22 protein-coding genes are annotated in these 24,194 nt (G+C 65.4%); 5 read left to right on the top strand and 17 right to left on the bottom strand.

The window, feature by feature from the left end:
* Positions 1 to 162: 162 nt before the first annotated feature.
* From E4K64_RS10295 to soxX, 7 genes are read right to left on the bottom strand one after another with little or no spacing between them, the layout of a single operon-like run.
* Complete coding sequence (locus tag E4K64_RS10295) at positions 163 to 621, bottom strand: DsrE family protein (protein ID WP_135163408.1); 459 nt, start codon at positions 619 to 621, stop codon at positions 163 to 165.
* Entirely contained in the window at positions 618 to 2,369 is a 1,752-nt protein-coding gene (soxB, locus tag E4K64_RS10290; RefSeq protein WP_135163407.1) for a thiosulfohydrolase SoxB, read from the bottom strand. Before soxB ends, E4K64_RS10295 begins: the two co-directional genes overlap by 4 nt.
* 54 nt (positions 2,370 to 2,423) lie before the next feature.
* Positions 2,424 to 2,729: a hypothetical protein gene (locus E4K64_RS10285; protein WP_135163406.1), complete on the bottom strand. Its 306-nt coding sequence runs from the start codon at positions 2,727 to 2,729 to the stop codon at positions 2,424 to 2,426.
* Positions 2,726 to 3,589, bottom strand: coding sequence for a sulfur oxidation c-type cytochrome SoxA (soxA, locus tag E4K64_RS10280; RefSeq protein ID WP_167771925.1), 864 nt, complete (start codon positions 3,587 to 3,589; stop codon positions 2,726 to 2,728). Before soxA ends, E4K64_RS10285 begins: the two co-directional genes overlap by 4 nt.
* Positions 3,589 to 3,900 (bottom strand): thiosulfate oxidation carrier complex protein SoxZ, encoded by a 312-nt coding sequence (gene soxZ, locus E4K64_RS10275; protein WP_126257185.1) that lies wholly within the window; start codon positions 3,898 to 3,900, stop codon positions 3,589 to 3,591. The genes soxA and soxZ overlap by 1 nt, the downstream gene beginning before the upstream one ends.
* A 13-nt stretch (positions 3,901 to 3,913) precedes the next feature.
* A complete protein-coding gene (soxY, locus tag E4K64_RS10270) occupies positions 3,914 to 4,405 on the bottom strand; it encodes a thiosulfate oxidation carrier protein SoxY (RefSeq protein WP_135163404.1) in 492 nt (163 codons plus the stop codon).
* A gap of 25 nt (positions 4,406 to 4,430) precedes the next feature.
* Entirely contained in the window at positions 4,431 to 4,781 is a 351-nt protein-coding gene (gene soxX / locus E4K64_RS10265; RefSeq protein WP_135163403.1) for a sulfur oxidation c-type cytochrome SoxX, read from the bottom strand.
* A gap of 237 nt (positions 4,782 to 5,018) precedes the next feature.
* Here soxX and E4K64_RS10260 point away from each other — a divergent pair, with 237 nt between their 5' ends.
* Positions 5,019 to 5,690: a DUF938 domain-containing protein gene (locus E4K64_RS10260; protein ID WP_135163402.1), complete on the top strand. Its 672-nt coding sequence runs from the start codon at positions 5,019 to 5,021 to the stop codon at positions 5,688 to 5,690.
* A 249-nt stretch (positions 5,691 to 5,939) separates the two neighbouring features.
* On the opposite strand, the gene E4K64_RS10255 is transcribed toward E4K64_RS10260, so the two are convergent.
* Positions 5,940 to 8,009: a prolyl oligopeptidase family serine peptidase gene (locus E4K64_RS10255; protein ID WP_135163401.1), complete on the bottom strand. Its 2,070-nt coding sequence runs from the start codon at positions 8,007 to 8,009 to the stop codon at positions 5,940 to 5,942.
* Positions 8,010 to 8,209: 200 nt separating this feature from the next.
* Between E4K64_RS10255 and E4K64_RS10250 the strand changes: the two genes are divergently transcribed.
* Together E4K64_RS10250 and E4K64_RS10245 are read left to right on the top strand one after the other, a co-directional pair.
* Entirely contained in the window at positions 8,210 to 9,457 is a 1,248-nt protein-coding gene (locus E4K64_RS10250) for an MFS transporter (protein WP_135163400.1), read from the top strand.
* A 142-nt stretch (positions 9,458 to 9,599) separates the two neighbouring features.
* Complete coding sequence (locus E4K64_RS10245; protein ID WP_135163399.1) at positions 9,600 to 10,838, top strand: MFS transporter; 1,239 nt, start codon at positions 9,600 to 9,602, stop codon at positions 10,836 to 10,838.
* An 82-nt stretch (positions 10,839 to 10,920) separates the two neighbouring features.
* On the opposite strand, the gene E4K64_RS10240 is transcribed toward E4K64_RS10245, so the two are convergent.
* On the bottom strand, positions 10,921 to 11,418 hold the full coding sequence (locus E4K64_RS10240) for a VOC family protein (protein WP_135163398.1): 498 nt from the start codon (positions 11,416 to 11,418) through the stop codon (positions 10,921 to 10,923).
* An 89-nt stretch (positions 11,419 to 11,507) separates the two neighbouring features.
* A complete protein-coding gene (locus E4K64_RS10235; RefSeq protein WP_135163397.1) occupies positions 11,508 to 12,053 on the bottom strand; it encodes a carboxymuconolactone decarboxylase family protein in 546 nt (181 codons plus the stop codon).
* 139 nt (positions 12,054 to 12,192) lie between these two features.
* On the opposite strand from E4K64_RS10235, the gene E4K64_RS10230 reads away from it, so the two are divergent.
* Together E4K64_RS10230 and E4K64_RS10225 are read left to right on the top strand one after the other, a co-directional pair.
* Positions 12,193 to 13,392 carry an acyl-CoA dehydrogenase family protein gene (locus tag E4K64_RS10230; RefSeq protein WP_135163396.1) on the top strand — a complete coding sequence of 400 codons (1,200 nt, stop codon included), beginning with the start codon at positions 12,193 to 12,195 and terminating at the stop codon, positions 13,390 to 13,392.
* Between the two features lie 153 nt (positions 13,393 to 13,545).
* Positions 13,546 to 14,685, top strand: a complete 1,140-nt coding sequence (locus E4K64_RS10225) for an acyl-CoA dehydrogenase family protein (RefSeq protein ID WP_126257195.1) — start codon at positions 13,546 to 13,548, stop codon at positions 14,683 to 14,685.
* Between the two features lie 250 nt (positions 14,686 to 14,935).
* On the opposite strand, the gene E4K64_RS10220 is transcribed toward E4K64_RS10225, so the two are convergent.
* From E4K64_RS10220 to E4K64_RS10190, 7 genes are all read right to left on the bottom strand, one after another.
* Positions 14,936 to 15,973 (bottom strand): amino acid ABC transporter substrate-binding protein, encoded by a 1,038-nt coding sequence (locus tag E4K64_RS10220; RefSeq protein ID WP_135163623.1) that lies wholly within the window; start codon positions 15,971 to 15,973, stop codon positions 14,936 to 14,938.
* A gap of 128 nt (positions 15,974 to 16,101) precedes the next feature.
* A complete protein-coding gene (locus E4K64_RS10215; RefSeq protein WP_126257196.1) occupies positions 16,102 to 16,695 on the bottom strand; it encodes a L,D-transpeptidase in 594 nt (197 codons plus the stop codon).
* 387 nt (positions 16,696 to 17,082) lie between these two features.
* Positions 17,083 to 18,057, bottom strand: coding sequence for a hypothetical protein (locus tag E4K64_RS10210; RefSeq protein ID WP_167771924.1), 975 nt, complete (start codon positions 18,055 to 18,057; stop codon positions 17,083 to 17,085).
* Positions 18,058 to 18,592: 535 nt separating this feature from the next.
* Entirely contained in the window at positions 18,593 to 19,204 is a 612-nt protein-coding gene (locus E4K64_RS10205) for a sigma-70 family RNA polymerase sigma factor (RefSeq protein ID WP_126257197.1), read from the bottom strand.
* A gap of 453 nt (positions 19,205 to 19,657) precedes the next feature.
* Positions 19,658 to 20,392 (bottom strand): response regulator, encoded by a 735-nt coding sequence (locus tag E4K64_RS10200; protein ID WP_126257198.1) that lies wholly within the window; start codon positions 20,390 to 20,392, stop codon positions 19,658 to 19,660.
* Between the two features lie 10 nt (positions 20,393 to 20,402).
* A complete protein-coding gene (locus E4K64_RS10195; protein WP_135163394.1) occupies positions 20,403 to 22,148 on the bottom strand; it encodes an ATP-binding response regulator in 1,746 nt (581 codons plus the stop codon).
* Entirely contained in the window at positions 22,118 to 24,139 is a 2,022-nt protein-coding gene (locus E4K64_RS10190; protein ID WP_209311960.1) for a sensor histidine kinase, read from the bottom strand. Before E4K64_RS10190 ends, E4K64_RS10195 begins: the two co-directional genes overlap by 31 nt.
* Between the last annotated feature and the right edge of the window lie 55 nt (positions 24,140 to 24,194).

Below are 24,194 nucleotides of genomic sequence, written 5' to 3'. Positions count from 1 at the left end.
GTCGGCCATGCCATTGCCTCACGCCCAGCTGTCATCGCCCGCGAAGGCGGGCGATCCAGTATTCCAGAGGCCGAAGTGAGATACGGAGAAGCTGCGGAGTACTGGATTCCCCGCTTTCGCGGGGAATGACACTGAGCACGTGGGGCGCCGTGGGACGGAGTCCTACGGCCTCACCAGCGTGTAGCCGTTCTCCGCCAGGAACAGGATCTGCCCGACGCCGACCTGCACCGGCGTCGCCGCGGGGATGAACTCCGGCCGCTTGCCGGTCTCGCGCTCGATCGTGTCCACCGTGTTGAGGCAGATGTCGAACCGCACGCCCTGCGCGATCAGGCTTTCCACCTGCTTGCGGCGCTCGCTGCCCGACAGCAAGAGGTCGATGCCGGGGCCGAACGCCACCACTTCGAGCGCGATCTTGTCGGGGGCGTAGGCCTTCAGGAGGTTGTTGGCGACGCTGAGTACCAGTGCTTGCTTCCTCGCATCGCCGTCGGAGAGCTGCAGCACGATCTTGTGCTCGGCGAATGGCTTGTCCTGGAGCGGCACCTGTTGCGCCGAGGCCGGCGGGACGGCGGCGAGGACGAGCAGCGCCAGCATCAATGCGGATAGGATCTGCGCGCGCCTCATCCCTGTCCCGCTATGCCTGGATTATCGTCGACCCCCTTGAGCGTGACACCGGAGCCGAGCCGCTCCTGAAACATCCGGCCCGAGCGCAGATATTTGCCGACGACGTCCCACACCGGTGCGCCTTGCTGGCCGGTGACCGAAGCCCAGCCTGCGACCTTGTAGCGATGGCCGGCGCTGATCGCTTTGCCATTATGGATCTTCAAATCCGAGATGCGGCTGCCGATCGCGGCGGTCGGTGTGCAGGTGTAGCTGAGCCCGCCGGCGCGCACCATGTCGCCGCCCTGCTGGTAATAGGGATCGGCGTTGAAGAGGTTGTCACAGATGTCCTCCAGCACGTCCTTGATCTGGGCGCCCGTCATCTCCTGCACATAGGTTTCGGGATAGGTGATCGCGGTTCCCGCGAGCAGATCCTCCATGGTCAGCGCCTGGCCGGACAGCGCGGTGACGCCCCAGCGGAAGCCCGGCGACAGCGCGATCTCGGTATCGAGCTCGGTGCGGAGCGCGGTGCAGATCAGCTCGTCGACCGGTCCGGAGAAATTGCCGCGGCGGTAGAGCAGGCGGTCCGGCGTTGCGATCTTCTCCGACCAGTCGCTCACATGCGGCGCGCGCAGCCGGCCGATCAGCTCGGCCATGGCCGGATCGGGCTTCAGCAGCTCGGAATAAACCGGCAGCAGATGATAATGAACGTCGCTGACCTTGCCTCTGTCGATGGCGAGATCGAGCACGGCGAGGAATTTTCCGTTGGAGCCGGCATTGGTGACGAGCGTGATGCCGCCGGCGTTCTTCACCGCGATCGGCTGCGGCACGGCATCATGGGTGTGGCCGCCGAGGATAACGTCGATGCCGGTGACGCGGCTTGCGAGCTTGAGATCGACATCCATGCCGTTGTGCGACAGCAGGATGACCGCGTCGACCTTGTCGGTGCCGCGCAAGGCATCGACATGCTTCTGCAATTCCTCCTCGCGGATGCCGAAGGTCCAGTCCGGCGTGAACCGCTTGGGATGCGCAATCGGCACGTAGGGGAAGGCCTGGCCGACGATCGCGACCCGATGGCCGCCGATCTCCTTGATCATCGATGGCTTGAACACGCGCCCTGTGGCCTTGTCGAAGGCGAGGGCGTCGTTGAACGCGGCTTCCTCGGTCAGGAAGACGTTCTGCGCCAGGAACTCGCCCTTGAAGCGCTCGAGATTGTCGCGCAGCGCCTGCTCGCCATAGGTGAATTCCCAATGTCCGGTCATCGCTTCGATGCCGAGCAGATTGGCGACCTCGACCATGTCGCGGCCCTGCATGACATTGGCAAGCCCGGTGCCTTGCCAGAGATCGCCGCCGTCGACGAGCAGCGAACGTTGCTCGCCGACGTCGCCGCGCAAGCGGTCGACCAGCGTCTTCAGATGGGCAAAGCCGCCGAGCTTGCCGAAGCGGCCTGCCGACTTCTCGAACTCGACACAGGTGAAGGCATAGGCTTCGGCGCTGTCGGAGCGGATGCCGAACCGCTCCAGGAAGGCGCGGCCGACCAGATGCGGCGGCCGTCCGGCCATCTCGCCGATGCCGATATTGACGCTGGGCTCGCGGTAATAAACCGGGTTCAGTTGCGCATGCGTGTCGGTGATGTGCAGGATGCGCGCATTGCCGAACCGCTCGATGTCGTAAATGCTCGCGGTCTCGGCGCCGCGCGCAAGCCGCGGCAGACCGAGCGATGCGGCGGCAAGGCCTGCAGACTTCAGGAAATCGCGGCGGCGGATCGCCATCCCATAATTCTCCGCGCCCTCAATGGTCGCAAGACTGTTCCAGTTGAGGTCAGTCTAGCGGATTTCCATCGCCTTCCAGGCCTCTTTTTCAGACGTCGCCTGGAAGATCGACGCCCTTGCCAGCGCCTCGGCCTCCCTGGCTGCGGCGATGGCGCGGTCGAAATCGCCGCTATCGGCCGCTTTCCTGGCCGCGGCCAGCATCGAGACGGTCACGGTCCATTGGTTGCGCAAGCCGGCAGCCTCCTTCGATGCAGCTTCGGCGGCGGTGTACGCCGCCTTGTAGTCCGCTTCGGTCGCCGCGCGCGCCGTGGCGACGAGGCCGAGCGCGAGCAGCATGGCGAGAGCAAGTGTCCGCTTCATGGCCGCGCTCCCGGGCCTGATATCGGCAGGCCGTTGGCGACGTAGGACAGGAAATATTCGACGTCGCGGTATTCGTCCGCCTGCGGCTCCAGCGGAACCGCGCGGGTCTGGCTGTTGCAGGTGACGAAGCGGCGGCTGGTCGTGCCCATGCCGCTCCATTCGGAGCGGTAGATCGGCATCGCGTTCATGATGCCGAGCGCCGGCGCCAGGATCTCGGCGCGGATGCGCTCGCCCGGGCTCTGCACATGGCAGCTTGCGCAGGAGAAGTTCATCTGGCCGCGGCGGGTGTAGAAATAGCGCTTGCCGTTCTCGAAGGCTTCGAGCGCGCGCGGATCGTCGGGGATCTTGATGTCCATCGGCTTGCCGCGCGACGTGTAGGCCATGTACGCGGTCAGTGAGGCCATCTCGTCCTTGACGTAGGAATAGGGCGCTTCCCCATTGGCCTCGCGGCAGCGGTTGAGCGCGAGCTCCAGTGTGATGACCTTGCCTTCCTTCGTGTCGAAATAGGGATAGTTCTGGCGGACGCCGATGCCGCCGTTCGGGAAGCAGTCGGCATAGGTCTTGCCGTTCTTGAACGGCGTCGCAAACATTTCCTTGCCGGCCTCGAGCGCGAACTCGTAGGGCGGGAATTCTTCCTTCTCCTGCCATTGCCGCTTCAAATCGGCGTTCATGGAATACGGACCGTTGACGAAGTCCTCGTGCTTCACGTCAGGAAACTTCTGGAAGAAGAAGTTCTGGAACGCCTTGGCGTCGGCAACGGGATCGACCTTGTCGGCCGCGACGACGCGCGGAGCGGTGAGGGCGAGCGCAACGAGTGCGGCGCTGAGCGAGCCAAGCAGCAGGGCAGACCGGGTCTTCATCACGCGATCTTCGCGGTGGTCGTATCCGAGCCACCCTTGTTGTCGGTCCAGGAGATCTTGAGCTCGTCGCCCTTCTTGGCGCCCTTGAAACTGAACTTCACATAGGGGTCCTTGGAGACCGCGGTGCCCCAATCGGCGACAAAGACGTCCTTGCCGTTCCATTCGAATTTCAGCTGCTGGATGTAGTGCGCGGGGATCAGCTCACCCTTGGGATCCTTCACCAGGCCGGTATCCATGGGATGCTGGATCAGCGCCTGCACCTCGGTGATGTCGCCATTGGACGTTGCGCGCACGCGAATGCTTGATGCCATCGGACCGATCCTCCTAGCCGCCGCAGCCGCCGACGGTGACCTTCACTTCCTTGGTCGCGCTGTAGAGCTTGCCGTCAGCCTCGACGATGGCGACCAATTTGGTGGACTTGGCCATCTTCAGTCGGTTGGCGATGGCCGGAATCGTGCCCTCGGCGATCTTGTAGGACGCGGCGAGCGCGTACGGGTTCTCGGCCACGAGGAACGAGATCGAGCTCACCTTGTCGAGCGTCGTCGTCACCGATACCGGCACGACGCCGCCGTTCTCGGCGATCTCGGGCGCATCCAGCTTGACCTTGTCGGAGGGCTCGGCGGTCTTGCCGTAGAGCGCCTTGATCGCGTCGGCCTCGTTCTTCTGCTTGAAGGCCTCTTCCGGATATTTGTCGTTGGCCGCCGCACGCGCGGACGTCGCCGTGAACGGCAGATTGCCGAGGCCGAGCAATGCGACGGAGGCCGCGCCCTGAAGGATCAGGCGCCGTGTCGCAACGGGGCCGGTGGTCGTGGTCATCTCTGGTCTCCTGGGCAGCCGGCCGTTACAGGGTCTGCAGGAAATCAACGATCGCGCTGATCTCCTGTTCGGTCAAAATCCGGTTCCGGCCGAACGGCGGCATCATGGTTTGCGGATTGCGCTTGGTCTCGTCGAAGATGATCGCGGTGAGCTCGTTGCGATCGGGATATTTGGCCTTGAGGTCCTTCAGTTCCGGACCGATCGTTCCCGGCAAGTCGCCGCCTTTGATGATGTGGCAGGTCAGGCAATTGCCCTTGCCGCGGTCGAAGGCGAGTTTTTGGCCGTCGGCCACAGTGGATTGCGCCTGTGCCGGAGCCGCGCCGGCGCAGAGGGCCAGCGCCAGCAGGATGGCAGGCTTGCAAGGAAAGGCGGTCAAGGCATCGTCCCGAGCGTTATGTCGATGATCTCGTTTGTGGAAATATATAGGCGTTGCAAAGCACAAAGGGCATCGCCTGACAATCAAGACTATGCACGCGGCAAAATGGAGTTAATATCCTCCGCATTGCAACCCATGAGATAGTTCGTTCATTCAATAGGGTGGCACTAGCAAATTATTCTAGGGCGTTTGGCCCTTCGGGCCTTCCTTTCTGTGTGCATATTTTGGGGATCTCACTTGGCTGAATATGTCGTCGAGTTTGGCAGGGATGGTGGCCGGGTCGAGCCGGATGGGCGGCTCGATGCGCCCGCGTTCCATCGCAATCACGCGCCGATCTGGGCGGCGCTCGAACAGCACCTCACTGGCCTGACCGGCAACGTGGTCGAGCTCGGCAGCGGAACCGGCCAGCATGTGGTCCATTTCGCCCGCCATACGCCCGGCCTGGTCTGGTGGCCGAGCGACCTCAATCAGCGTCATCTCAGGAGCATCGAGGCTTGGCGCGTCTATTCGGGCCTGCCAAACGTCCGCAGCCCGCTGCGCATCGATCTCACCGATCCCGACTGGTGTCCGGAGATGAAGAGCGGGCAGGCGCCGACGAGCCTTGCCGCCGTGTTCTGCGCCAATGTCATTCACATCGCGCCCTGGGCCGTGGCCGAGGGCCTGTTCGCCGGCGCCGGCCGCTATCTGCGCTCCGACGGCAAGCTGTTCCTCTACGGTCCCTTCAAGCGCGACGGCAAGCACACCGCGCTCAGCAATGCGGTGTTCGACACCTCCTTGCGTGAAGGCAATCCGGAATGGGGCGTGCGCGACATCGCCGACCTCGAACCGCTCGCGACGGCCGCCGGCCTTCGCCTCGTCGATTCCATCGACATGCCCGCGAACAATCTGACGCTGGTGTTTTCGCGCTGAGGCGTTGCTGGCTTGGGCCCGGCTGCGCGCCGCAACGGCGCTGCGCTCCCTCCCCCCTTGCGGGGGAGGGTTGGGGAGAGGGGTAGCCCAGCAAAAGGTCTAACCATCTCCGATCATGTCGCGCGTACATAGAGAGAGTCCCCGTGTGGCACCCCCCTCCCTGCCCCTCCCCCGCAAGGGGGGAGGGAATGAGAGCGTGGTGGCCGCCTTACGTCGCGATGCGATCAGAGGCTTGAGGCGGAGTCACGACTACACCTCGCCGTCCCGCCACCCGATCTTCTCCTTCAAGAACCGGAAGCCGAGCACCTCGAAACCGGCGCGTTCCTTGTTGTCCTTGCCGTAGCCGTGGCCGCCGGCGGCCGGCTCGTAGAACCAGGCCTCGTAGCCCATTGCTTGCAGCTTCGCCGCCATCTTGCGCGCGTGGCCGGGATGGACGCGGTCGTCGCGGCGCGTAGTGGCGATCAGGATCGGCGGATAGGGCTGGCCGGCCCTCACGTTGTGATAGGCCGAGTAGGTCTTCAGCCAGTCCCATTCCTCGGGCTTGTCGGGGTCGCCGTATTCCGCGATCCAGCTCGCGCCCGCGAGCAGCTTGGTGTAGCGGCGCATGTCGATCAGCGGGATGGTGCAGAACAGCGCGCCGAAGCGCTCGGGATAGCGCACCAGCATGTTGGTGATGAGGATGCCGCCGTTCGAGCCGCCCTGCGCGGCGATGCGCTTCGGCCGCGTCACGCCGCGGCGAACCAGGTCGGCGGCGACCGCGGCGAAATCGTCGTGCGACAGCTTCTTGCCCGCGAGCCGGCCGGCATCGTGCCAGCGCGTGCCGAACTCGCCGCCGCCGCGCAGATTCGCCTGCACAATGGTGCCGCCGCGCTCTAGCCACAGCTTGCCGAGCGAGGAATTGTAATAAGGCTTCACCGCAAGCGCGAAGCCGCCATAGGCGCTCATATAAACCGGTGCATCGCCGGTCTCGTCCGCCGGACCGGTCTGCACATAGGGAATGCGCTCGCCGTCGATCGAGACCGCCTCGTGCTGCGTCACCACAAGCCCGTCGGCGGTGAAGGTCTTCGGCGCCTGCTTCAGCACGATCGGGCTGGCGACGCCGCGTTCGAGCAGCAGCAGCGACGGCGGCGTGAGCGGATCCTGCACGTTGGCGAGCAGATCGCCGTTGCTCTCGGAAGGATGACGATCGAGCGGCCAGACGTCGACGACGCCGATCTCAGGCAGGCCGGCGAGCGTGTCGCGGCTCCAGCCGTTGGCGGACGGCGTGCAGATCTCGAAGCGCGGACGCAGCTCGTCGAGGATCGACAGCACGAGCTTGCCCGCCGCCCAGAACAGGCCCTGCAGCGCGCGCCGCGGCGCCGGCTCGAACAGCACCGCAAAATCGCGGCTGCCGGCGAGGAACGCCGAGAGCGAGATGCCGAGCACGGTGTCGGTGGCGTAGGTCCGCCCCCCGGCCGTCCAGTCCTTGCGCAGCTTCATCGCGAACCAGTCGCCATGCGCCTGCAGCCAGATCCCGGTCGGCAGATCGAGCTTCGTCATGCCGCCGGCTGCGTCGCGCAGCCAGATCGCGTGATTGAAGAAATCGATCTGGTCGACGATCCAGACCCGCGGCTCAGGTCCGGTGTCGTCGGCCATGCCTGACATCGCCATGTGATCGGCGGTGGTCTCGATGATCACCTCCGCCCGCTCGACAGGCTGGCTGCGCCGCCACAGCCGGACCGTGCGCGCATAGCCCGAGCTCGTCGCCATGCCCTCGCCATAGGCGCTCGACAGCAGCAGCGTGTCGGCATCGAGCCAGTCGAGACCGCCCTTCGCCTCCGGCAGCGTAAAGCCGTCCGTCACGAAGCTGTTCGTATCCATGTCGAATTCCCGCAGCGTCACGGCGTCGCTGCCGCCGCGCGACAGGCTCAGAACCGCACGCGAGCTTCCCGGCATCGTGGCGATCCCGCCGAGCAGCCAGTCCTCGCCTTCGCGCGCCGCCAGCTTGTCGATATCCAGCATGGTCTCCCATGCAGGCGTCGTTTTGCGAAACTCCGCAAGCGTCGTCCGCCGCCACAGGCCGCGCGGGTTGGCGGCATCCTTCCAGAGATTGTGCAGATCGGAGCCACGCCGGGTGACATAGGGAATGTTGTCGGGCCGGTCGTAGATCGCAGCTAAGACGTCGCGGTCGTGCTCGTAGGCCTTGCCGCCGAACGCCTGCAGCGTCAGCTGATTCTGCCGCTCGACGAAATCGAGCGCCTGCTTGCCTTCGATCTCCTCCAGCCACAGAAAGGGATCGTCGTCGGGAGCGCTGAGCGTGGGCCTGTCGTCGACGGACATGAATGAAACTCCCGGGAAAATCGCGGCGGATCAGATTTGATCGAGCGCAAGCCGTCAAGGGTGCGAGCCGCTATCATTGCACCGATTGCGTCAGAGGCATGGCCTGCGCCCGTTTGCGCCGGTTGCCCGCCCTCCCGCACCCCTCCATAGTGCCGGGAATCAACAGAGCCCCTCGAGAGCCCGTTGGGGCGGAAAAGCCGATGCTTGACGTGACTGCAGCCCATGAGATCGCCGACGACGCCCGCGTGCGCGCCAACGTGGTGCGGCTCGCCGCAGCCCAGGCGCTGACCGGTGCCAACTCGGCCGTGATCTTCGCCACCGGCGCGATCGTCGGCGCCACGCTCGCGCCCGACATGTCGTTCGCGACCGTGCCGATCTCGATGTATGTGGTCGGACTTGCTGCCGGCACGCTGCCGACCGGCGCGATCTCGCGCCGTTTCGGCCGCCGCGTCGCCTTCGTCATCGGCACGGGCCTCGGCACGCTGACCGGCCTGCTCGGCTCGTTCGCGATCCTGCACGGCTCGTTCGCGCTGTTCTGCATCGCGACCTTCCTCGGCGGCCTCTACGGCTCCGTCGCACAGTCCTATCGCTTCGCCGCCGCCGACGGCGCCAGCGCGGCCTACCGGCCCAAGGCGGTGTCCTGGGTGATGGCGGGCGGCGTGTTCGCCGGCGTGCTCGGTCCACAGCTCGTGCAATGGACCATGGACGTCTGGCAGCCTTATCTGTTCGCCTTCAGCTTCCTGGTGCAGGCCGCCGTGGCGCTGATCGCCATGGGCATCGTCGCCGGTGTCGATATGCCGAAGCCCGCGCCGGCCGATCTGCATGGCGGCCGGCCGCTCGTCACCATCGTGACGCAGCCGCGCTTCGTCGCGGCGGCGCTGTGCGGCGTCATCTCCTATCCCATGATGAACCTGGTGATGACTTCGGCGCCGCTCGCCATGAAGATGTGCGGCCTGTCCGTCTCCGATTCCAATTTCGGCCTGCAATGGCACATCGTCGCCATGTACGGGCCGAGCTTCTTCACCGGCACGCTGATCGCCCGCTTCGGCGCCCCGAAGGTCGTGGCCGCCGGCCTGCTGCTGGAGGCCGGCGCCGCCGCCATCGGTCTCTCCGGCCTCACGGCGATGCATTTCTGGGCCACGCTGGCCGTGCTCGGGGTGGGGTGGAATTTCTCCTTCATCGGCGCCTCCGCGCTGGTGCTGGAGACGCACCGCCCGCAGGAGCGCAACAAGGTGCAGGCCTTCAACGACTTCCTGGTGTTCGGCATGATGGCGCTCGGCTCGTTCTCCTCCGGGCAGCTGCTCGCCAGTTACGGCTGGTCGGCGGTGAACCTGGTGGTGTTCCCGCCGGTGGTTCTCGGTCTCGTCGTGCTCTCGCTGGTCTCCTGGGCCCGTCGCCGCAGGGCGCGCTTGGACGCGGCCATGGGTGAGTTCCCGGACGCGGTCTAAGTTGGCAGGAGGCTGTCAGCAACGTTGATACTTCGATCCGGGTCGAAGTGATTTTCGGTGCCCGGGTTGTTACATGATGCTCGTCATCAACAGGCGAGCGTGAAGCACGGCGCTCGCGGGGGGAAACCAAGGACCAGCGCAAATGCTCGACAACCCCCGCCCCACCGCGCCAATCGACGAATCCTCGCTCCGCTACGAAGGCTGGCGCATCGTCGCGGTCTGCTTCCTGCTCGCGACCTTCGGCTGGGGGCTCGGCTTCTACGGCCAGAGCGTCTATGTCGCCGAGCTGCAGCGCGCGCGGGGCTGGCCCACCACGCTGATCTCCTCCGGCACGACGTTCTTTTATCTGTTCGGCGCGCTGCTCGTCGTGTTCGTCGGCGAAGCCGTGCGGACATACGGCCCCCGCCTCAGCCTGATCGCCGGCACGCTGGCGATGGCGGCTGCAGCGGTCGCAATCGGCGCGGTGCGCGAGCCCTGGCAGCTTTATCTCGCCAATGCCGTGCTCGCCTTCGGCTGGGCCGGCACCAGTCTTGCCATGATCACCAACACGATCAGCCTGTGGTTCGACCGCAAGCGCGGCATGGCGATCAGCCTCGCGCTCAACGGCGCCAGCTTCGGCGGCATCGCCGGCGTGCCGCTGCTGGTCATGCTGATCGGTCATGTCGGCTTCGCCAGCGCGATGTACATCGCTGCCGGCGCCATGCTGGCGCTGCTGCTGCCGGTGATCCTTGTTCTCGTCGGCCGGCCGCCCGATCACCACGGCCGGCACGCGGCGGCGCGGGCCAAGCCGCAATCATCGACGCAGATCCGCGCCTGGGCGTTGCGCGACGTCGGCTTCCTGACGGTGACCATTGCATTCGCTCTGGTGCTGTTCGCCCAGGTCGGCTTCATCGTGCACCTGATCTCGTTCCTCGATCCCGTGATCGGCCGCGAGCGCGCCGCCGTCGCGGTCGCGGTGCTGACCGCGATGGCCGTGGTCGGCCGCGTGCTGTTCTCGCTGGTGATCGACCGCCTCAACCAGCGCCTCGCCTCGGCGCTGTCGTTCCTGAGCCAGGCCGCGGCGCTGTGTGTCGTCATCAACCTGCACAATGATTACGTGCTGATCGCGGCCTGCGCATTGTTCGGCTTCTCCGTCGGCAACCTCATCACGCTGCCGTCGCTGATCGTGCAGCAGGAGTTCGACAGCGCCGCGTTCGGCGTGCTGATCAGCCTGAATACCGCGATCAACCAGGTCACCTACGCGTTCGGCCCCGGCGTCGTCGGGGCCTTGCGCGATTGGTCCGGCGGCTATTCGCTGCCGTTCTATCTGTGCGTTGCGCTGGAGGTCGCGGCGGCTGCGCTGATCATGGTGCGGGGCAAGCCGCGGACAAAGCTCTCGTAGGGTGGGCAAAGGCGCAAAGCGCCGTGCCCACGATTTCTCAATGACTCACAAGGGTTCGTGGGCACGCTCCGCTTTGCCCACCCTACGGCACCTCCCGCTGCTTCAGCAATCCCTCGACATCCAGCCGCTTGGTGAACATCGCCAGCTTCCCATCCGGCCCGAACGGCCATTGCTCCCTGGGCCTGTCCCAATACAGCTCCACGCCATTCTCGTCGGGATCGCGCAGATACAGCGCTTCGCTGACGCCGTGATCGCTCGCCCCATCCAGCACAATCCCGGCCGTGAGCACACGATGCAGCGCGTCCGCCAGCGCCGGCCGCGTCGGATAGAGGATCGCGGTGTGAAACAGCCCGGTCGTGCCGGGCGGCGGTGGCGAGCCGCCCTTGCTTTCCCAGGTGTTGAGCCCGATGTGGTGGTGGTAGCCGCCGGCCGAGATGAAGGCGGCGCCTGAGCCCATCCGCTGCATCAGCTCGAAGCCGAGCACGCCGCAATAGAAGCCGAGCGCGCGATCGAGATCGGCGACCTTGAGGTGGACGTGGCCGATCCTTGTGCCGGCGGCGACGGCGGGATTTTGCGACATGGGAATGCTCCGTTGCTAAACTCCAGATAGGGCGGGCCTCGGGACAGCGCTATTGCTCATCTCGAAACCCATCGTTTCCCGATCGGAAACTAACTCAGCTCCTTCACCTCACCCTCGGGCAGCTCGAACTCGAACGTGTTCAGCGTCATCGATACCATCGTGTAATAGCCGCACAGGCCGATCACCTCGACCACGCCGCGCTCGCCGAGCAGCTTCACCGCCTCGTCGTAGAGGCCCTTCTCGACGCCGTGGCCCTCGTGCAGTGATTTCGCGAGGTCGTAGATCATCCTGGCCTCGGGATCGTCGAACTCGGGCGTGCGGCGGTCGCGGATGGCGTCGATGACGCCAGGATCCATACCGCCGGCAAGCGCGAGGCGCTTGTGCGCGTACCATTCGTAATGCGCGGTCCAGTGCCGCGCCGTCACCAGGATCGCGATCTCCGAGAGCTTTGCCGGGAATATCGTGTCGAAGCGCAGGACCTCGCCGAGCCGCGTGGCGTGGCGCGCCATCTCCGGGCTGTTGAGCCAGGCCATCATCGGTGCCGGCGGCTTGCCGCGCTTGCCGGCAATCGACTCGTCGTAGGTCTGCCGCTGGCTCTCGTTCATTTCGCCAGACGAAAGAAGTTTCAGGCGCATCGTCGTTTCCTCTTTGTTTTCAAGCACCATCCGCGCCGCGACTATAGCGGAATGCGGCGCGCGGAAGTGGTTGAATTCCGCGGGGGCTTGGCCCAGACTCCTCGCCAACAAAGTCGATTTTGATTGATGGAAACGACCCATGAGCGACACTGAATCCGCCGAGCTCGAAACATTCCGCAACGAGACGCGCGCCTGGCTGGAAGCCAATTGCCCGCCGGAGATGCGCAAGCCCGCGACGTCGGACGCCGACGTATTCTGGGGCGGGCGCAACGCAAAGTTCTCCTCCGAGCCGCAGCGCATCTGGTTCGAGCGCATGCGCGACAAGGGCTGGACCGTGCCGGACTGGCCGAAGGAATATGGCGGTGGCGGCCTCAGCGCCGCCGAGCACAAGGTGCTGCGCGCGGAAATGGCAAGAATCGGCGCGCGTCCGCCGTTGTCGAGCTTCGGCATCTGGATGCTCGGGCCGGCGCTTTTGAAATACGGCAACGACGCCCAGAAGAAGGAGCATCTGCCGAAGATCGCGGCGGGCGAGATCCGCTGGTGCCAGGGCTATTCCGAGCCGAACGCCGGCTCCGATCTCGCTTCGCTCCAGACCCGCGCCGAGAGCGATGGCGACGATTTCATCATCACCGGCCAGAAGATCTGGACGTCTTACGCCAATTACGCCGACTGGATCTTCTGCCTGGTCCGCACCGATCCTACGGCCAAGAAGCACGACGGCATCAGCTTCATCCTGTTCGACATGACCTCGAAGGGCGTCTCGACCAAGCCGATCCTCTTGATCTCCGGCTATTCGCCGTTCTGCGAGACCTTCTTCGACGGCGTCCGCGTGCCGAAATCGCACGTGGTCGGGCAGATCAACCGCGGCTGGGACGTCGCGAAATATCTGCTGCAGCACGAGCGTGCGATGATCTCAGGGATGGGCGAGCGCGGCGTCGGCCGGCCGCTCGGCCAGATCGCGGCCGACTCCGTCGGCACCGATGCGCAAGGCAAGCTCGACGATGCCATGCTGCGCGGCAAGATCGCCAGCTTCGACGTGGATGAGGCCGCCCTTGCGGCCTGCGCCGAGCGTGCTGTCGATCTCGCCAAGTCAGGGCAGGCGCATCCGGCGTTCTCGTCGGCGATGAAATATTACGGCACCGAGCTCAACAAGCGTCGCTACGAGATCCTGATGTCGGCCGGCGGCGTCGATGCGCTGGAATGGGAGAGCGAGCGCTCGAAGCAGGGCGCCCGTCCGCGTGCCTGGCTGCGCACCAAGGCCAACTCGATCGAAGGCGGCACGTCCGAGGTGATGCTCGGCATCGTCGCCAAGCGCATCCTGGATCTGCCGGGGGCGTAAGCCACGCTCTCGCACCCGTCATTCCGGGGCGCGCGAAGCGCGAACCCGGAATCCATCTCACGGCATGCATGCGGCCTGATGGATTCCGGGTCTGACCCTTCGGGTCAGCCCGGAATGACGACAACAAACAGATTTCGAATCGGAAACACGCACATGGCCCTCGTCCTCACCGAAGAACAATCGATGCTCCGCGACTCCGCGCGCGGGCTGATCAGCGACAAGGCGCCGGTGTCGCATCTGCGGCATCTGCGCGACAGCAAGGACCCCACCGGCTTCTCCAAGGAGCTCTGGCATTCCTTCGCCGAGATGGGTTTTGCCGGCCTCCTGGTGCCGGAGGAATTCGGCGGCAGCGGGCTTGGATTCATGGAAGCCGGAATCGTGATGGAGGAGATCGGCCGCACCTTGATGCCGTCGCCCTTCCTCGCGACCTCAGTGGTTGCGGCCTCGGCGCTGAACCGCGGCGGCAATGCCGCGCAGAAATCGGAATACCTGCCGAAGATCGCGAGCGGCTCGTTGCTCGCGACGCTCGCGATCGACGAGGGCGCCAAGCATCGTCCGCTGCAGACCAGCCTGCAGGCCGTGCGCGCCGGCAACGGTTTCAAGCTTTCCGGTGCCAAGGCGCTGGTGGTCGACGGCCACGTCGCCGATCTCTTCATCGTCGCCGCCCGCACCGCGGGCTCAGCCGGTGAGCGTGACGGCCTCACGCTGTTCCTGGTCAACCCCAAGGCCAAGGGCGTTGCGGTCGAGCGCACCATCATGGTCGACGCGCACAATGCCGCGCGGATCGAGCTTTCCAATGTCGAAGTCAATGCCGACAGCGTGCTCGGCGAGGTCGATCAGGGCGCCGCGCTGCTCGACGGCGTGCTCGACATCGGCCGCGGCGCAGTCGCTGCGGAGATGGTCGGCCTCAGCGACGAAGTCTTCGGCCGCACCGTCGAGTATCTCAAGAACAGAAAGCAGTTCGGCAAGCTGATCGGCGAATTCCAGGCGCTGCAGCACCGTGCCGCCGAGCTCTATGTCGACATCGAGATCACCCGCGCCGCGACCATGAAGGCGCTCCAGGCGCTGGACGCGGATGTTGCCAAGGCTGCCTCAGCCGTCGCAGTGGCGAAAGCCCGCGCCGGCACCACCGCCACGCGCGCCGTGCAGGAAGGCGTGCAGATGCACGGCGGCATGGGCATGACCGACCAGTTCGACATCGGCTTCTTCATGAAGCGCGCGCGGGTGTGCGAGGAGCTGTTCGGCGATGCCAACTACCACACCGAACAGCTGGCGCGCGCGCGGGGGTATTGAGCCGAGGCGCGAAGGCCGCGCCTCACAGCCGGTGTCGTCGCCCGGCTTGACCGGGCGACCCAGTATTCCAGAGACAGCAGAAAGTTACGGAGAGGCCGCGGCGTACTGGATCGCCCGCTTTCGCGGGCGATGACAGTTGAATTGTGAAGAGCGCCGGCCAGAATCCGTCATTGCGAGGAGCGCAGCGACGAAGCAATCCAGCCCATCACCGCGGAATACTGGATTGCGTCGCTGCGCTCGCAATGACCTGTTACCGCATCGGCGGCGCGTATTGCACGCCGCCCGCGTTCCACAGCTGGTTCATGCCGCGTGGAATCTTCAGCTTCGATTTCTCGCCGATATTGCGCTCGTACATCTCGCCGTAATTGCCGACGTGGCGGATGATGCGGGCGGCCCAGTCCTTGGTGAGGCCGAGCTGCTCCCCGTAACGACCTTCGGTGCCGACGAGGCGCATCACTTCCGGCTTCTTCGACTTCAAGGCCTCGTCGATGTTCTCCGAGGTCACACCTAACTCCTCGGCGTTGATCATCGCGTAGAGCGTCCACTTCACGATCATCATCCAGTCGTCGTCGCGCTGGCGCACGACGGGGGCAAGCGGCTCCTTGGAGATCATGTCGGGCAGGATCATGTGGTCGCCGGGCTTGGACAGATTCAGCCTGAGCGCATAGAGCTGGGAAACGTCGGCGGAGAAGGTGTCGCATTTGCCGGTGTCGTAGGCTTTGACGACATCGTCGAGCTTCTCGAACTTCACCTCGTCGTACTTCATGTTGTTGGCACGGAAGTAGTCGGCGACGTTGAGCACGGTCGTGGTCCCGGTCTGCACGCAGACCTTGCTGCCATCAAGGTCGAGCGAGGTTTCCTTGTTGCGCGACCGCGGCAGCATGAAGCCGACGCCGTCGTAATAGGCGACCGCGGGGAAGTAGAGATCGTAGTCGAGCTCGCGCGCCATGCTCCAGGTCGAGTTGCGCGACAGGATGTCGACTTTCCGGCTCTGCAATTCCTTGAAGCGCTCGTTGGCGTCGAGCGGAACGAACTTCGCCTTGCCCGGGTCGTTGAAGATCGCGGCGGCGACCGCGCGGCAGAAATCGACGTCGAAGCCGGTCCAGTTGCCCTTGTCGTCGGGGATCGAGAAGCCCGGCAGGCCCTTGTTGACGCCGCACAGCACCTCGCCGCGGCGCACGGTGCGCTTCAGCGTGCGGGTGTCGTAGAATTCATAGATGATGGCCAGGACGGCGACCAGCACGGCGACCGCGAGCCCGATCAGCAGGCCGCCACGAAAAGTGCGCATCATGTTGTTCTCTCGAAAAATCGGGAAAAGGAATCAGGCGAGGGCGGGAGAGCATGATCCCGGTCCGGACAAGCCGCGCCGGCAAGGCGACGCGGTCGTCCGAAGAGATCACGCTCGAATCATGAGTCTCAGAGCTCAGGCTTCTGCCGGATGACCACCTTGGTGCCGACAGGGACGCGGTCGTAGAGATCGGCGACGTCGTTGTTGACGAGGCGGAAGCAGCCCGAGGACACCTTGGTCCCGATCGTGTCGGGGCGGTTGGTGCCGTGGATACGGTAGACGGTAGTGCCCAGATACATGGCGCGGGCCCCTAACGGATTGCCGGGGCCGCCGGCCATGAAGCGCGGCAGATAGGGCTGGCGCTGGATCATCTCCGGCGGCGGCGTCCAGTCCGGCCACTCCTTCTTGTTGGTGATGGTCACCAGCCCCTGCCACTGAAAGCCGTCGCGGCCGACGCCGATGCCGTAGCGGATCGCGCGCCCGCCGGGCTGCACCAGATACAGGTGCCGTTCGGCGGTCGAGACGATGATCGTGCCCGGCGCTTCGGTGGTGCGGAAATAGACCACCTGCTTCTGCCATTCCGGCTCGAGCTGATAGCCGTCGTCGGCAACCAGGCCCGGCTCGTCGCCGCGGTCCGGCTGCTGGGCGAAGCTTTGCGGCGCGGACAGGAACAGGCCGATCGCGGCCACGCATATTCCGGTCAGGTGACGAAAATCCGCCATTTCAATCTCTCCCCGCTGCCACAGCGCAAATCATTCAAAGCCATCAAACCTGAGGGGCAAGTTCATGGCAAGTTGATGGCGCGCCGCTCTAGTATGTCACTAGAATGCCTATGGTTTCTTGACGAAGCCGGGCAATGCCACAAACGGGGGATGGCGCGAAAAGCTTAGGTCGTGGCCAAGGCGGTACTGCGCTCCCTCCCCCGCTTGCGGGGGAGGGCGGGGGAGAGGGTGTCTCCACAATGGGACACTCCCCTAGAGGAAAGAACCCTCACCCGCCGCGCGGGACGATGCTTCGCATCGCCCGGGACGCGGCGACCTCTCCCGCAAGCGGGAGAGGCTCAGACCGAAGTCGCGGAAAGACCGTCTCCGACCATTGCCAAGCGCCAGTCAGATCTTGTTGCTCTCCGGCGCGATCCCGAGCCGCCGCACGATCTCGGTCGCCACCGCGCGCGCCTCGACCCGCGATCCGATGCGGGGGCTGCGAAATCTTTGCCCCGAATGCAGCCGGATCGCCACGATGCAATGCTCGTCCTCGGACCGGCCGCGGCGCTCGACCGTGATCGTCTTCACGTCGCGCCCCTCGATATGGTCGGCGCGCAAGCTGCCGTCGCCCCACAGGCGTTCGACGCGGATGTCGGCTTGCCGGATGATCCAGAACGCGCCGGTGACGAGGTTGGCGTAGCGGTGCACGGCGAAGGCGGCGAGCGCGCCGAGCGGCAGCAGCAGGATGTCGACATGGGTCGGCGATAGCCCCCGCCAGAGCTTGTAGGCGTAGGGCACCGCGCACAGGGCGAGGGCAATGAACGCAACGATCCGGATGTCCCGGGCGGAAAACGGCTCGAGCGGATCGCCGAGACGCATCTCGGGATTGCTGGCATCGAGCGGATTGCTCGGCGCCTCGACGTCAGGAACGTCGAACTGCGCGGCGATCCGCGCCACGGTGTCATGAACGTGCGTGACGTCCGAGATCGGCGGCGACGTCAACCGCTCTCCCGAGGCCAATGTGAACGCCAGCTGGAAGCGGGCTTTCGTCCTCTTGCTGCCGGGAACCTGCAAGCCGGCGATGTCGTCCTTGGCGATGATCCTGGTACGGAGCTTTCCGAACGGGCGCTGCTGTCCGATCAGGATTTCATCCGATGTGATGATCCACACCACCGCCGGCGCCATCATGATGCCGACGACGAATCCGGCGCCGACCAGCAGCGCGACCACGGAGATGATGATCTCCATGGTGTCGTGCGTGAACAGGCCGGGGGTGAAGCAGAGCGCAACGGCGGCCGCAAAGCCGGACATCACCAGCCGCTGCGCGATCGAGGAGCCTTCACGGAGGCGAATGTCGCTGCTGGTGGTGGTGTCGTCCATCGCGGGCGGATGATTGCGTCGCCTTGGAAACTCCACGGACGGGTTTGTGGAGTCAAGCAACAAGGCCGGCAACTGAAACCCGCCGCGCGATGTCCGTGCGGCATCAGCTGCTGGCGTTGAGCAGCAGGCGGCCTCGCGCAGCAAATTCGGATCGAAATCGAACAGCCCATCAGCGCACCGAGCAGCAGCGCGACCGCCGAGAGTAGGTGGCTTGGCGAGGCAACCCCGGTGGCCCCAGGGACGGTGCGCTCCCTCCCCCGCAAGGGGGGAGGGAATGAGAGGTCGGTGCCCGCCTCACTTAGCGCGCGACATGAGCTCGGAGCCCCCCAAGACACAAAACGACCCGGAGGGGGGCATCCCGTCCGGGTCGTTGGAGGTCCTTGGGAGGTTTAAGCAAAACCGTATGTGAACTTTATAGGGGGGAAGTTTTTCCGCCTGATGTTGTGCTTTGTTTCAATTGTTTCGTGGGCGGTAACACTTCCGTGTCCCGGACAGGACCAAAAGCAAGGTCCTATCCCATTGAAATATCGAAACTTCAGGCGGCGAAGCGCTCGACGCCGCAGCCTTTAAGCAATTCGGCCAATTGCTTGCGGGCGTAGAACATCCGCGTCTTCACGGTGCTCTGGGGAATGCCGATGATCTGCCCGACCTCCTCCACCGACTTCTCGTGATAGTAGATCAGGTTGATGATCTCGCGATGGGCGGGCGACAGCTTCTGCACGCAGGCGCGCAGGATGGCGCTGGTGTCGCTGCGGTCGAGCGAGGTCTCGGGCGTATCGTTACCGTCGGGAATCTGGCGCACGTCCTCCTGGTCGATGTCCTCGAAGCGGCGCTGGCGCATCGCGGTCAGGGCCTTGAAGCGGGCGATCGAGAGCAGCCAGGTCGAGACCTGGGAACGGCCCTGGAACTGGCCGGCGGTTCGCCACACGTCCAGAAACACCTGGCTGACGAGGTCTTCCGCCGCGGTGGCGTCGCGCACGATGCGCAGGATGAAGCGGTACACCCGCACATTGTGCCGGCAATAAAGGATGTGCATGGCCGTCCGGTTGCCGTCGGCAATGCTTTCGAGGAGCATGTCGTCCGAGGTCGCCTGAGCGGCGATGATGCTCTGGCTGGCTTGGGCGTTGATGGCGATGACGTTCGGCATGGACTTGGCTCCCCGTAGCGCCGCAACCGAGCGGCGTTTCCTTGGACCAAAGTGTTAATCAGCCAACGTTTCGGGACGTCTGCACGAAAAGCGGAAAATGGTTTCGTGCGCCGCCAAATTGTTTCGTCGGAGGGAGCGCGACGAAACATTCGAGGCAAAAAAGCGTGCAATTTCAATGTACGGAAAATACGGGAGGAGGCCTTGAGAGGCGGACGGGGACGCCACGGAACGAATCCCGGCGATTTGCGTTCGGCCGTGCCGCACCCACCCCTGTCGTCCCGGGGCGCGAAGCGAAGCCGGGACCCATAACCACAGGGAGTAGTTTGACGAAGATTCGGAGTTACCAGCCCGGCGTCAAAGCGCGGCCTGTGATTCTGGGTCCCGGATCGGCGCGCGCCTGAGGGCGCGCTTGTCCGGGACGACAGTGGAGGGTGCCGCCCTCTACGCCCGCCGCTACGCCTTCTCACCCTGCGGCGAGAACAGGTAGCCGCCGCCGCGGATGGTGCGGATCACGGCCGGCTTGGCCGGATCGGGCTCGATCTTGCGGCGGATGCGCATGATGCGCAGGTCGACGGCGCGGTCGAAGGCTTCGGCGTCGCGCGCATTGGCCAATTCCAGCAGGCGTTCGCGCGACAGCACGCGCTTCGGATTGGCCGCGAACACTTTCAACAGCCCGAACTCGGACGCGGTCAGCGGATGCTCGTTGCCCTCGTCGTCGCGCAAGGCCTGCGCTTCGAGATCGAGCCATTTGGTGCCGAAGCGCACCAGCTGGTCCTTGTCGGATTTCGCCGCCGCCTCCGGCGCGGCCGCCTTGGCCGGCACGCTCCGGCGCAGCACCGAGCGGATGCGCGCCATCAGCTCGCGCAGCTCGCAGGGCTTGGCCACGTAATCGTCGGCGCCGAGCTCGAGTCCGACGACGCGGTCGATCGGGCTCGCCGTCGCCGTCAGCATGATGACCGGCACGTTGATGCGGCTCTTGAGGTCGCGGATGATCGAGAGGCCGTCTTCCTCCGGCATGTTGAGGTCGAGCACGACAAGATCGGGCATGCTGCCCTGGATCGCCGTGCGCAGCGACTTGCCGCCGTCGCACAGCGTCACGGTGAAGCCGTGCATCTTGAGATAATCGCCGACCATCTCCCGGGCCGGGGCTTCGTCGTCGACGATCATGATGTGCTGGCTTTGGGTCATGGTCTCTCGATCACGGCATTTCGGTCGCGGGAAGGGTGATGGTGAAGGTCGAACCCTGGCCGGGCCCGGCGCTGTCGGCGGTCACCTCGCCGCCATGCATGTCGACGATGCGCTTGACGATGGAGAGGCCGAGGCCGGTCGAGCTCTCGCCGGCGGTCGGCTTGGCCGACAGCCGCTGGAAGCGGCCGAACAGACGGCCGAGATCCTCCGGCGACAGGCCGGCGCCCTCGTCGCTGATGCGGACGGTGGTGTCGCCGCTCTCATCGCTGACGGCGACGTTGATCCTGCCGCCGATCGGCGAGTATTTGATGGCGTTGCTGATGAGGTTGTCGATCGCCTCGCGGATGCGGTCGATGTCGCACATGGTGACGATGTTGGCCGGCGCGGTGACGCTGATCGCCTGCTGCTTGTTGACGGCCAGCGGCTGGTTGGCTTCGGCGACCTCCTTGACCAAAGCGGCGACGTCGACCGGCTCGCGGCGGATGGTGATGTCGAAGGCGTCGGCCATTGCGTCCGAGATCAGATGGTCGACCATCGTGATCAGGCGCTTGGTGGCGTCGCGGATGTGGTCGACCTGCGCGACCACGCCGCTTTGCGACGCGGCGGTCGAGATCAGCTCCTTCAGCATCTCGGTGCGGCCGAGAATGACGCCGAGCGGGTTCTTCAGATCGTGCGCGACGGTGCCCAAAATCTCGTTCTTGAAGCCGTTGGCGCGCTGCAGCCGCAGCCATTGCGCCGAGAGGCGGCGGTTGGCCTGCATCAACGCGCGGGTGCGCTGGGCGACGCGGTCCTCCAGCTGCGTGTTGGCGTCCTGCAGCTGCTGATACAGAATCACGTTGTCGAAGGCGATCGAGAGCCTGGAGGAGAAGATCTCGACCAGCGAGCGGTCGGTCTCCGACAGCTCGCGCTCGGCCTGCAGCAGCACCACCACCTCGCGGCCCGACCCGGTGCGCAGATAGATCACGCTGCGGTGGTCGGCGAATTCGTTCTTGCGGCGCTGGAACGCGGCCTCCACCATCTCGCGCAGATCGGGGTCGAGCGCCTTCGACGTCGTGGTGCCGATGAAGCGGCTGTAGCAGCCGCTGCCGGCGAGCACCGAGAGCTCGGGGTCGAGACCGCCATTGTCGCGCAGAACCAGGATGCCGGCGCAGTCGACGTTGAGCAGCGAGGCGAGCTGGGTCAGCACGCCCTCGGCGAGCCGCTGCATCGACTTGAAGTCGTACAGCGTCGAGGCGGCGTCGATGATGATCTCGAGCCCGCGCCTTGTCTGCACCATGCGCTCGAGCTGCTGATAGGAGCGCAGCGCCGCCGTCAGCGAGGTGAACAGCTTGTCGGCGGTGAGCTCGGTCTTGGCCTTGTAGTCGTTGATGTCGTACTGCACGATCACGCGCCGCTCCGGCGCCTGGCCGGGCTGGCCGGTGCGCAGGATGATGCGCACGGTCTCGTTCTTGATCTCGTTGCGGATGAACTCGACCAGCTCGAGGCCGGCGACGTCGGTCTCCATGATGACGTCGAGCAGCACGGCGGCGATGTCGCTGTGCTCGGCCATCAGCTTGCGCCCTTCCGCCGCGGAATAGGCCGACAGGATCTCCAGGCTCTGGCCGTTGAGGCTGTAGTCGGACAGCGCGAAGCGGGTGCCGTCATGCACCGCCGGATCGTCGTCGATGACGGCGATCTTCCACTTCCGGGCGCTGCTATCCTCCGACGCGGTACCGGTGTCGTCGATCAGGTGGAGGACATCGTCCTGTTCGGCCATTGAGAAGTCCCGTCACTTTCTGTGCTTTGCGCACCGCCCTTGGCGATGCGGGGCATGATAATGCGAAAAGTAGTGCCTTGTCCCAGCTTGGATTCCAGCATCATGCGGCCGCCGAGCTGCTGGGTGACGAGGTTATAGACGATATGCAGGCCAAGTCCCGTGCCGCCTTCATTGCGCCGGGTGGTAAAGAAAGGGTCAAAGGCCTGGCGCTGCACGTCCGGGGTCATGCCGGCCCCGTCATCGGTGAAGATGAGCTCGACATCGTCGGTGCCGCGCGGCCGCGCCGAGATCGTGATGGTGCCGGCGCGGCCGTCGGCGAAGGCGTGGTTGGCGGCGTTGAGGAACAGGTTGGTCAGGATCTGGCCATAGGAGCCGGGATAGCCGTCGAGCAGCAGCCCCTCGGGCACGTCGACCTCGAGCGTGATCGGCGAGCGCTTCAAGACCGGGCGCAGGCTGGCGATGATCTGGTCGGTGGCCTCACTGAGCGAGAATTGCCGCCGCTCGGCATGGGAGCGGTCGACCGCGACCTGCTTGAACGACTGGATCAGCTCGCCGGCGCGCTGGAGATTGGCGACCAGCTGCTGCGAGGCGTCGCGCGAGGACTGCACGAATTCTTCCAGCTGCGAGCGGCGCAGGCCGCCGTCGCCCCTGAGCTGGGCCTCGAAGATCTCGGTGCGCCGGGCAAAGCTCGAGGCAACCGTGAGGCTGATGCCGATCGGGTTGTTGACCTCGTGCGCGACGCCGGCAACGAGGCCGCCGAGCGCGGCCAGCCGCTCGGCATCGATCAAATTCTGCTGCGCGGTATTGAGCTCGAGCAGCGCGCTCTCGGCCTTCTCCTTGGAGGCGCGCAGCTCGTCCTCGGTCTGGCGCTTGGCGATGGCGTTCTCGCGGAACACCTCCACCGCGCGTGCCATCGCGCCGACCTCGTCGCGCGCCTTGGTGCCCTGCACCTCGCGGTCGAGGTCGCCGAGCGTGATCGCGCGCATCGCGGTCATGATCTGCTGCAGCGGCAGCCGGATCGACAGCGCGATCATCACGCCGGCGGTGAGGATGATGCCGAGGAAGATCACCGCGATCGACAGCACCCGCCGCGAGATATCCGCCAGCGTGCGGTCAAAGGTCTCCTGCGCCTTCTGTTCGCGCTGGCGCATCTTGGTGGAGAGGTCGTCGATGGCGCCGATCGCCTCGGCCTGGCTGGCGTCGATGCTGTTGCGCAAGAGCTCGGTGCGGCTCGCGAGCTGCTCGGACAGCTTGGCAAAGCCTTCGCGCAGCGCGGCGGTGCGGGCGCCGAGCCGCTGCAGCGCCATGCGCTGGAGATCGTTGTCGGCGAGATCGATCATCACGGGAATCGTCTTCTCGATCGTCTCGGTGTTGCGGCGCGCGTCGTCGGCCGCGCCCGTCGACAGCGACAGGTAATAGGAATTGGCGGCGACCAGCATCGCGGTGAAGGCCTCGCGGGATTTTCCGAGCGAGGGCCAGATCAGCGCGTCGCGGTGGCCGGTGGCGCCCTCGATGATGGAGTAGAGGCCGGCCATGTCCCGGGCCGGGCCCTGCACCTGCTCCTCATAGGTCTTCGCGATGGTGGACTGCACGCTGCGCAGCTCGCCGAAGCCGTTGAGGAAGCGGTCGGTGGTGCGCTCCAGCTCCTCGACCGAGCCCGACAGCATCGGGTCCTTGGCGGCGCGGTTGGACAACGTGCCCAGCACCGCCTCGCGCAGCAAAAGGATCTCGGCGAACAGGTCCGGGCTCGGCTGGTTGATGTAGCGGTGGATCAGATTGTGCAGCCGTCCGGTCTCGCTTTCGAGCAGCGCCAGGATCCGGTCGGATTCGCGCACCTGACGGACATCGTCCCAGGCCGAGCCCAGCACCTGCGCGCCGTTCCAGATCATCGCCACCAGCACCACCACCACGGCGGAATTCAGCGCGGCGATCGACAGGATGCGCCAGCGGATCGGCACCGCCCGCAGCACGCCGACCAGGCGCGCGCGCATCCGCCCGATCGGGCCGGGCGGCCGTTCCGCGTGCTCGTGATGTCCAAGCGCAGCC

The organism is Bradyrhizobium frederickii (assembly GCF_004570865.1).
GTDB classification, from domain to species: domain Bacteria; phylum Pseudomonadota; class Alphaproteobacteria; order Rhizobiales; family Xanthobacteraceae; genus Bradyrhizobium; species Bradyrhizobium frederickii.
The sequence above is the reverse complement of the archived record's forward strand: the minus strand, read 5'-3'. Positions and strand labels throughout refer to the sequence as shown.

Coding starts and splice junctions, on each gene's coding strand:
- E4K64_RS10230 (WP_135163396.1), top strand. CDS start 12,193: ATGAGCGACACTGAATCCGCCGAGCTCGAAACATTCCGCAACGAGACG.
- E4K64_RS10210 (WP_167771924.1), bottom strand. CDS start 18,057: ATGGACGACACCACCACCAGCAGCGACATTCGCCTCCGTGAAGGCTCC.
- E4K64_RS10200 (WP_126257198.1), bottom strand. CDS start 20,392: ATGACCCAAAGCCAGCACATCATGATCGTCGACGACGAAGCCCCGGCC.
- E4K64_RS10215 (WP_126257196.1), bottom strand. CDS start 16,695: ATGGCGGATTTTCGTCACCTGACCGGAATATGCGTGGCCGCGATCGGC.
- E4K64_RS10235 (WP_135163397.1), bottom strand. CDS start 12,053: ATGCGCCTGAAACTTCTTTCGTCTGGCGAAATGAACGAGAGCCAGCGG.
- E4K64_RS10295 (WP_135163408.1), bottom strand. CDS start 621: ATGAGGCGCGCGCAGATCCTATCCGCATTGATGCTGGCGCTGCTCGTC.
- soxB (WP_135163407.1), bottom strand. CDS start 2,369: ATGGCGATCCGCCGCCGCGATTTCCTGAAGTCTGCAGGCCTTGCCGCC.
- E4K64_RS10245 (WP_135163399.1), top strand. CDS start 9,600: ATGCTCGACAACCCCCGCCCCACCGCGCCAATCGACGAATCCTCGCTC.
- E4K64_RS10190 (WP_209311960.1), bottom strand. CDS start 24,139: ATGCGCGCGCGCCTGGTCGGCGTGCTGCGGGCGGTGCCGATCCGCTGG.
- E4K64_RS10255 (WP_135163401.1), bottom strand. CDS start 8,009: ATGTCCGTCGACGACAGGCCCACGCTCAGCGCTCCCGACGACGATCCC.
- soxZ (WP_126257185.1), bottom strand. CDS start 3,900: ATGGCATCAAGCATTCGCGTGCGCGCAACGTCCAATGGCGACATCACC.
- E4K64_RS10250 (WP_135163400.1), top strand. CDS start 8,210: ATGCTTGACGTGACTGCAGCCCATGAGATCGCCGACGACGCCCGCGTG.
- E4K64_RS10240 (WP_135163398.1), bottom strand. CDS start 11,418: ATGTCGCAAAATCCCGCCGTCGCCGCCGGCACAAGGATCGGCCACGTC.
- soxA (WP_167771925.1), bottom strand. CDS start 3,589: ATGAAGACCCGGTCTGCCCTGCTGCTTGGCTCGCTCAGCGCCGCACTC.
- E4K64_RS10220 (WP_135163623.1), bottom strand. CDS start 15,973: ATGCGCACTTTTCGTGGCGGCCTGCTGATCGGGCTCGCGGTCGCCGTG.
- soxY (WP_135163404.1), bottom strand. CDS start 4,405: ATGACCACGACCACCGGCCCCGTTGCGACACGGCGCCTGATCCTTCAG.
- E4K64_RS10195 (WP_135163394.1), bottom strand. CDS start 22,148: ATGGCCGAACAGGACGATGTCCTCCACCTGATCGACGACACCGGTACC.
- E4K64_RS10205 (WP_126257197.1), bottom strand. CDS start 19,204: ATGCCGAACGTCATCGCCATCAACGCCCAAGCCAGCCAGAGCATCATC.
- E4K64_RS10225 (WP_126257195.1), top strand. CDS start 13,546: ATGGCCCTCGTCCTCACCGAAGAACAATCGATGCTCCGCGACTCCGCG.
- E4K64_RS10285 (WP_135163406.1), bottom strand. CDS start 2,729: ATGAAGCGGACACTTGCTCTCGCCATGCTGCTCGCGCTCGGCCTCGTC.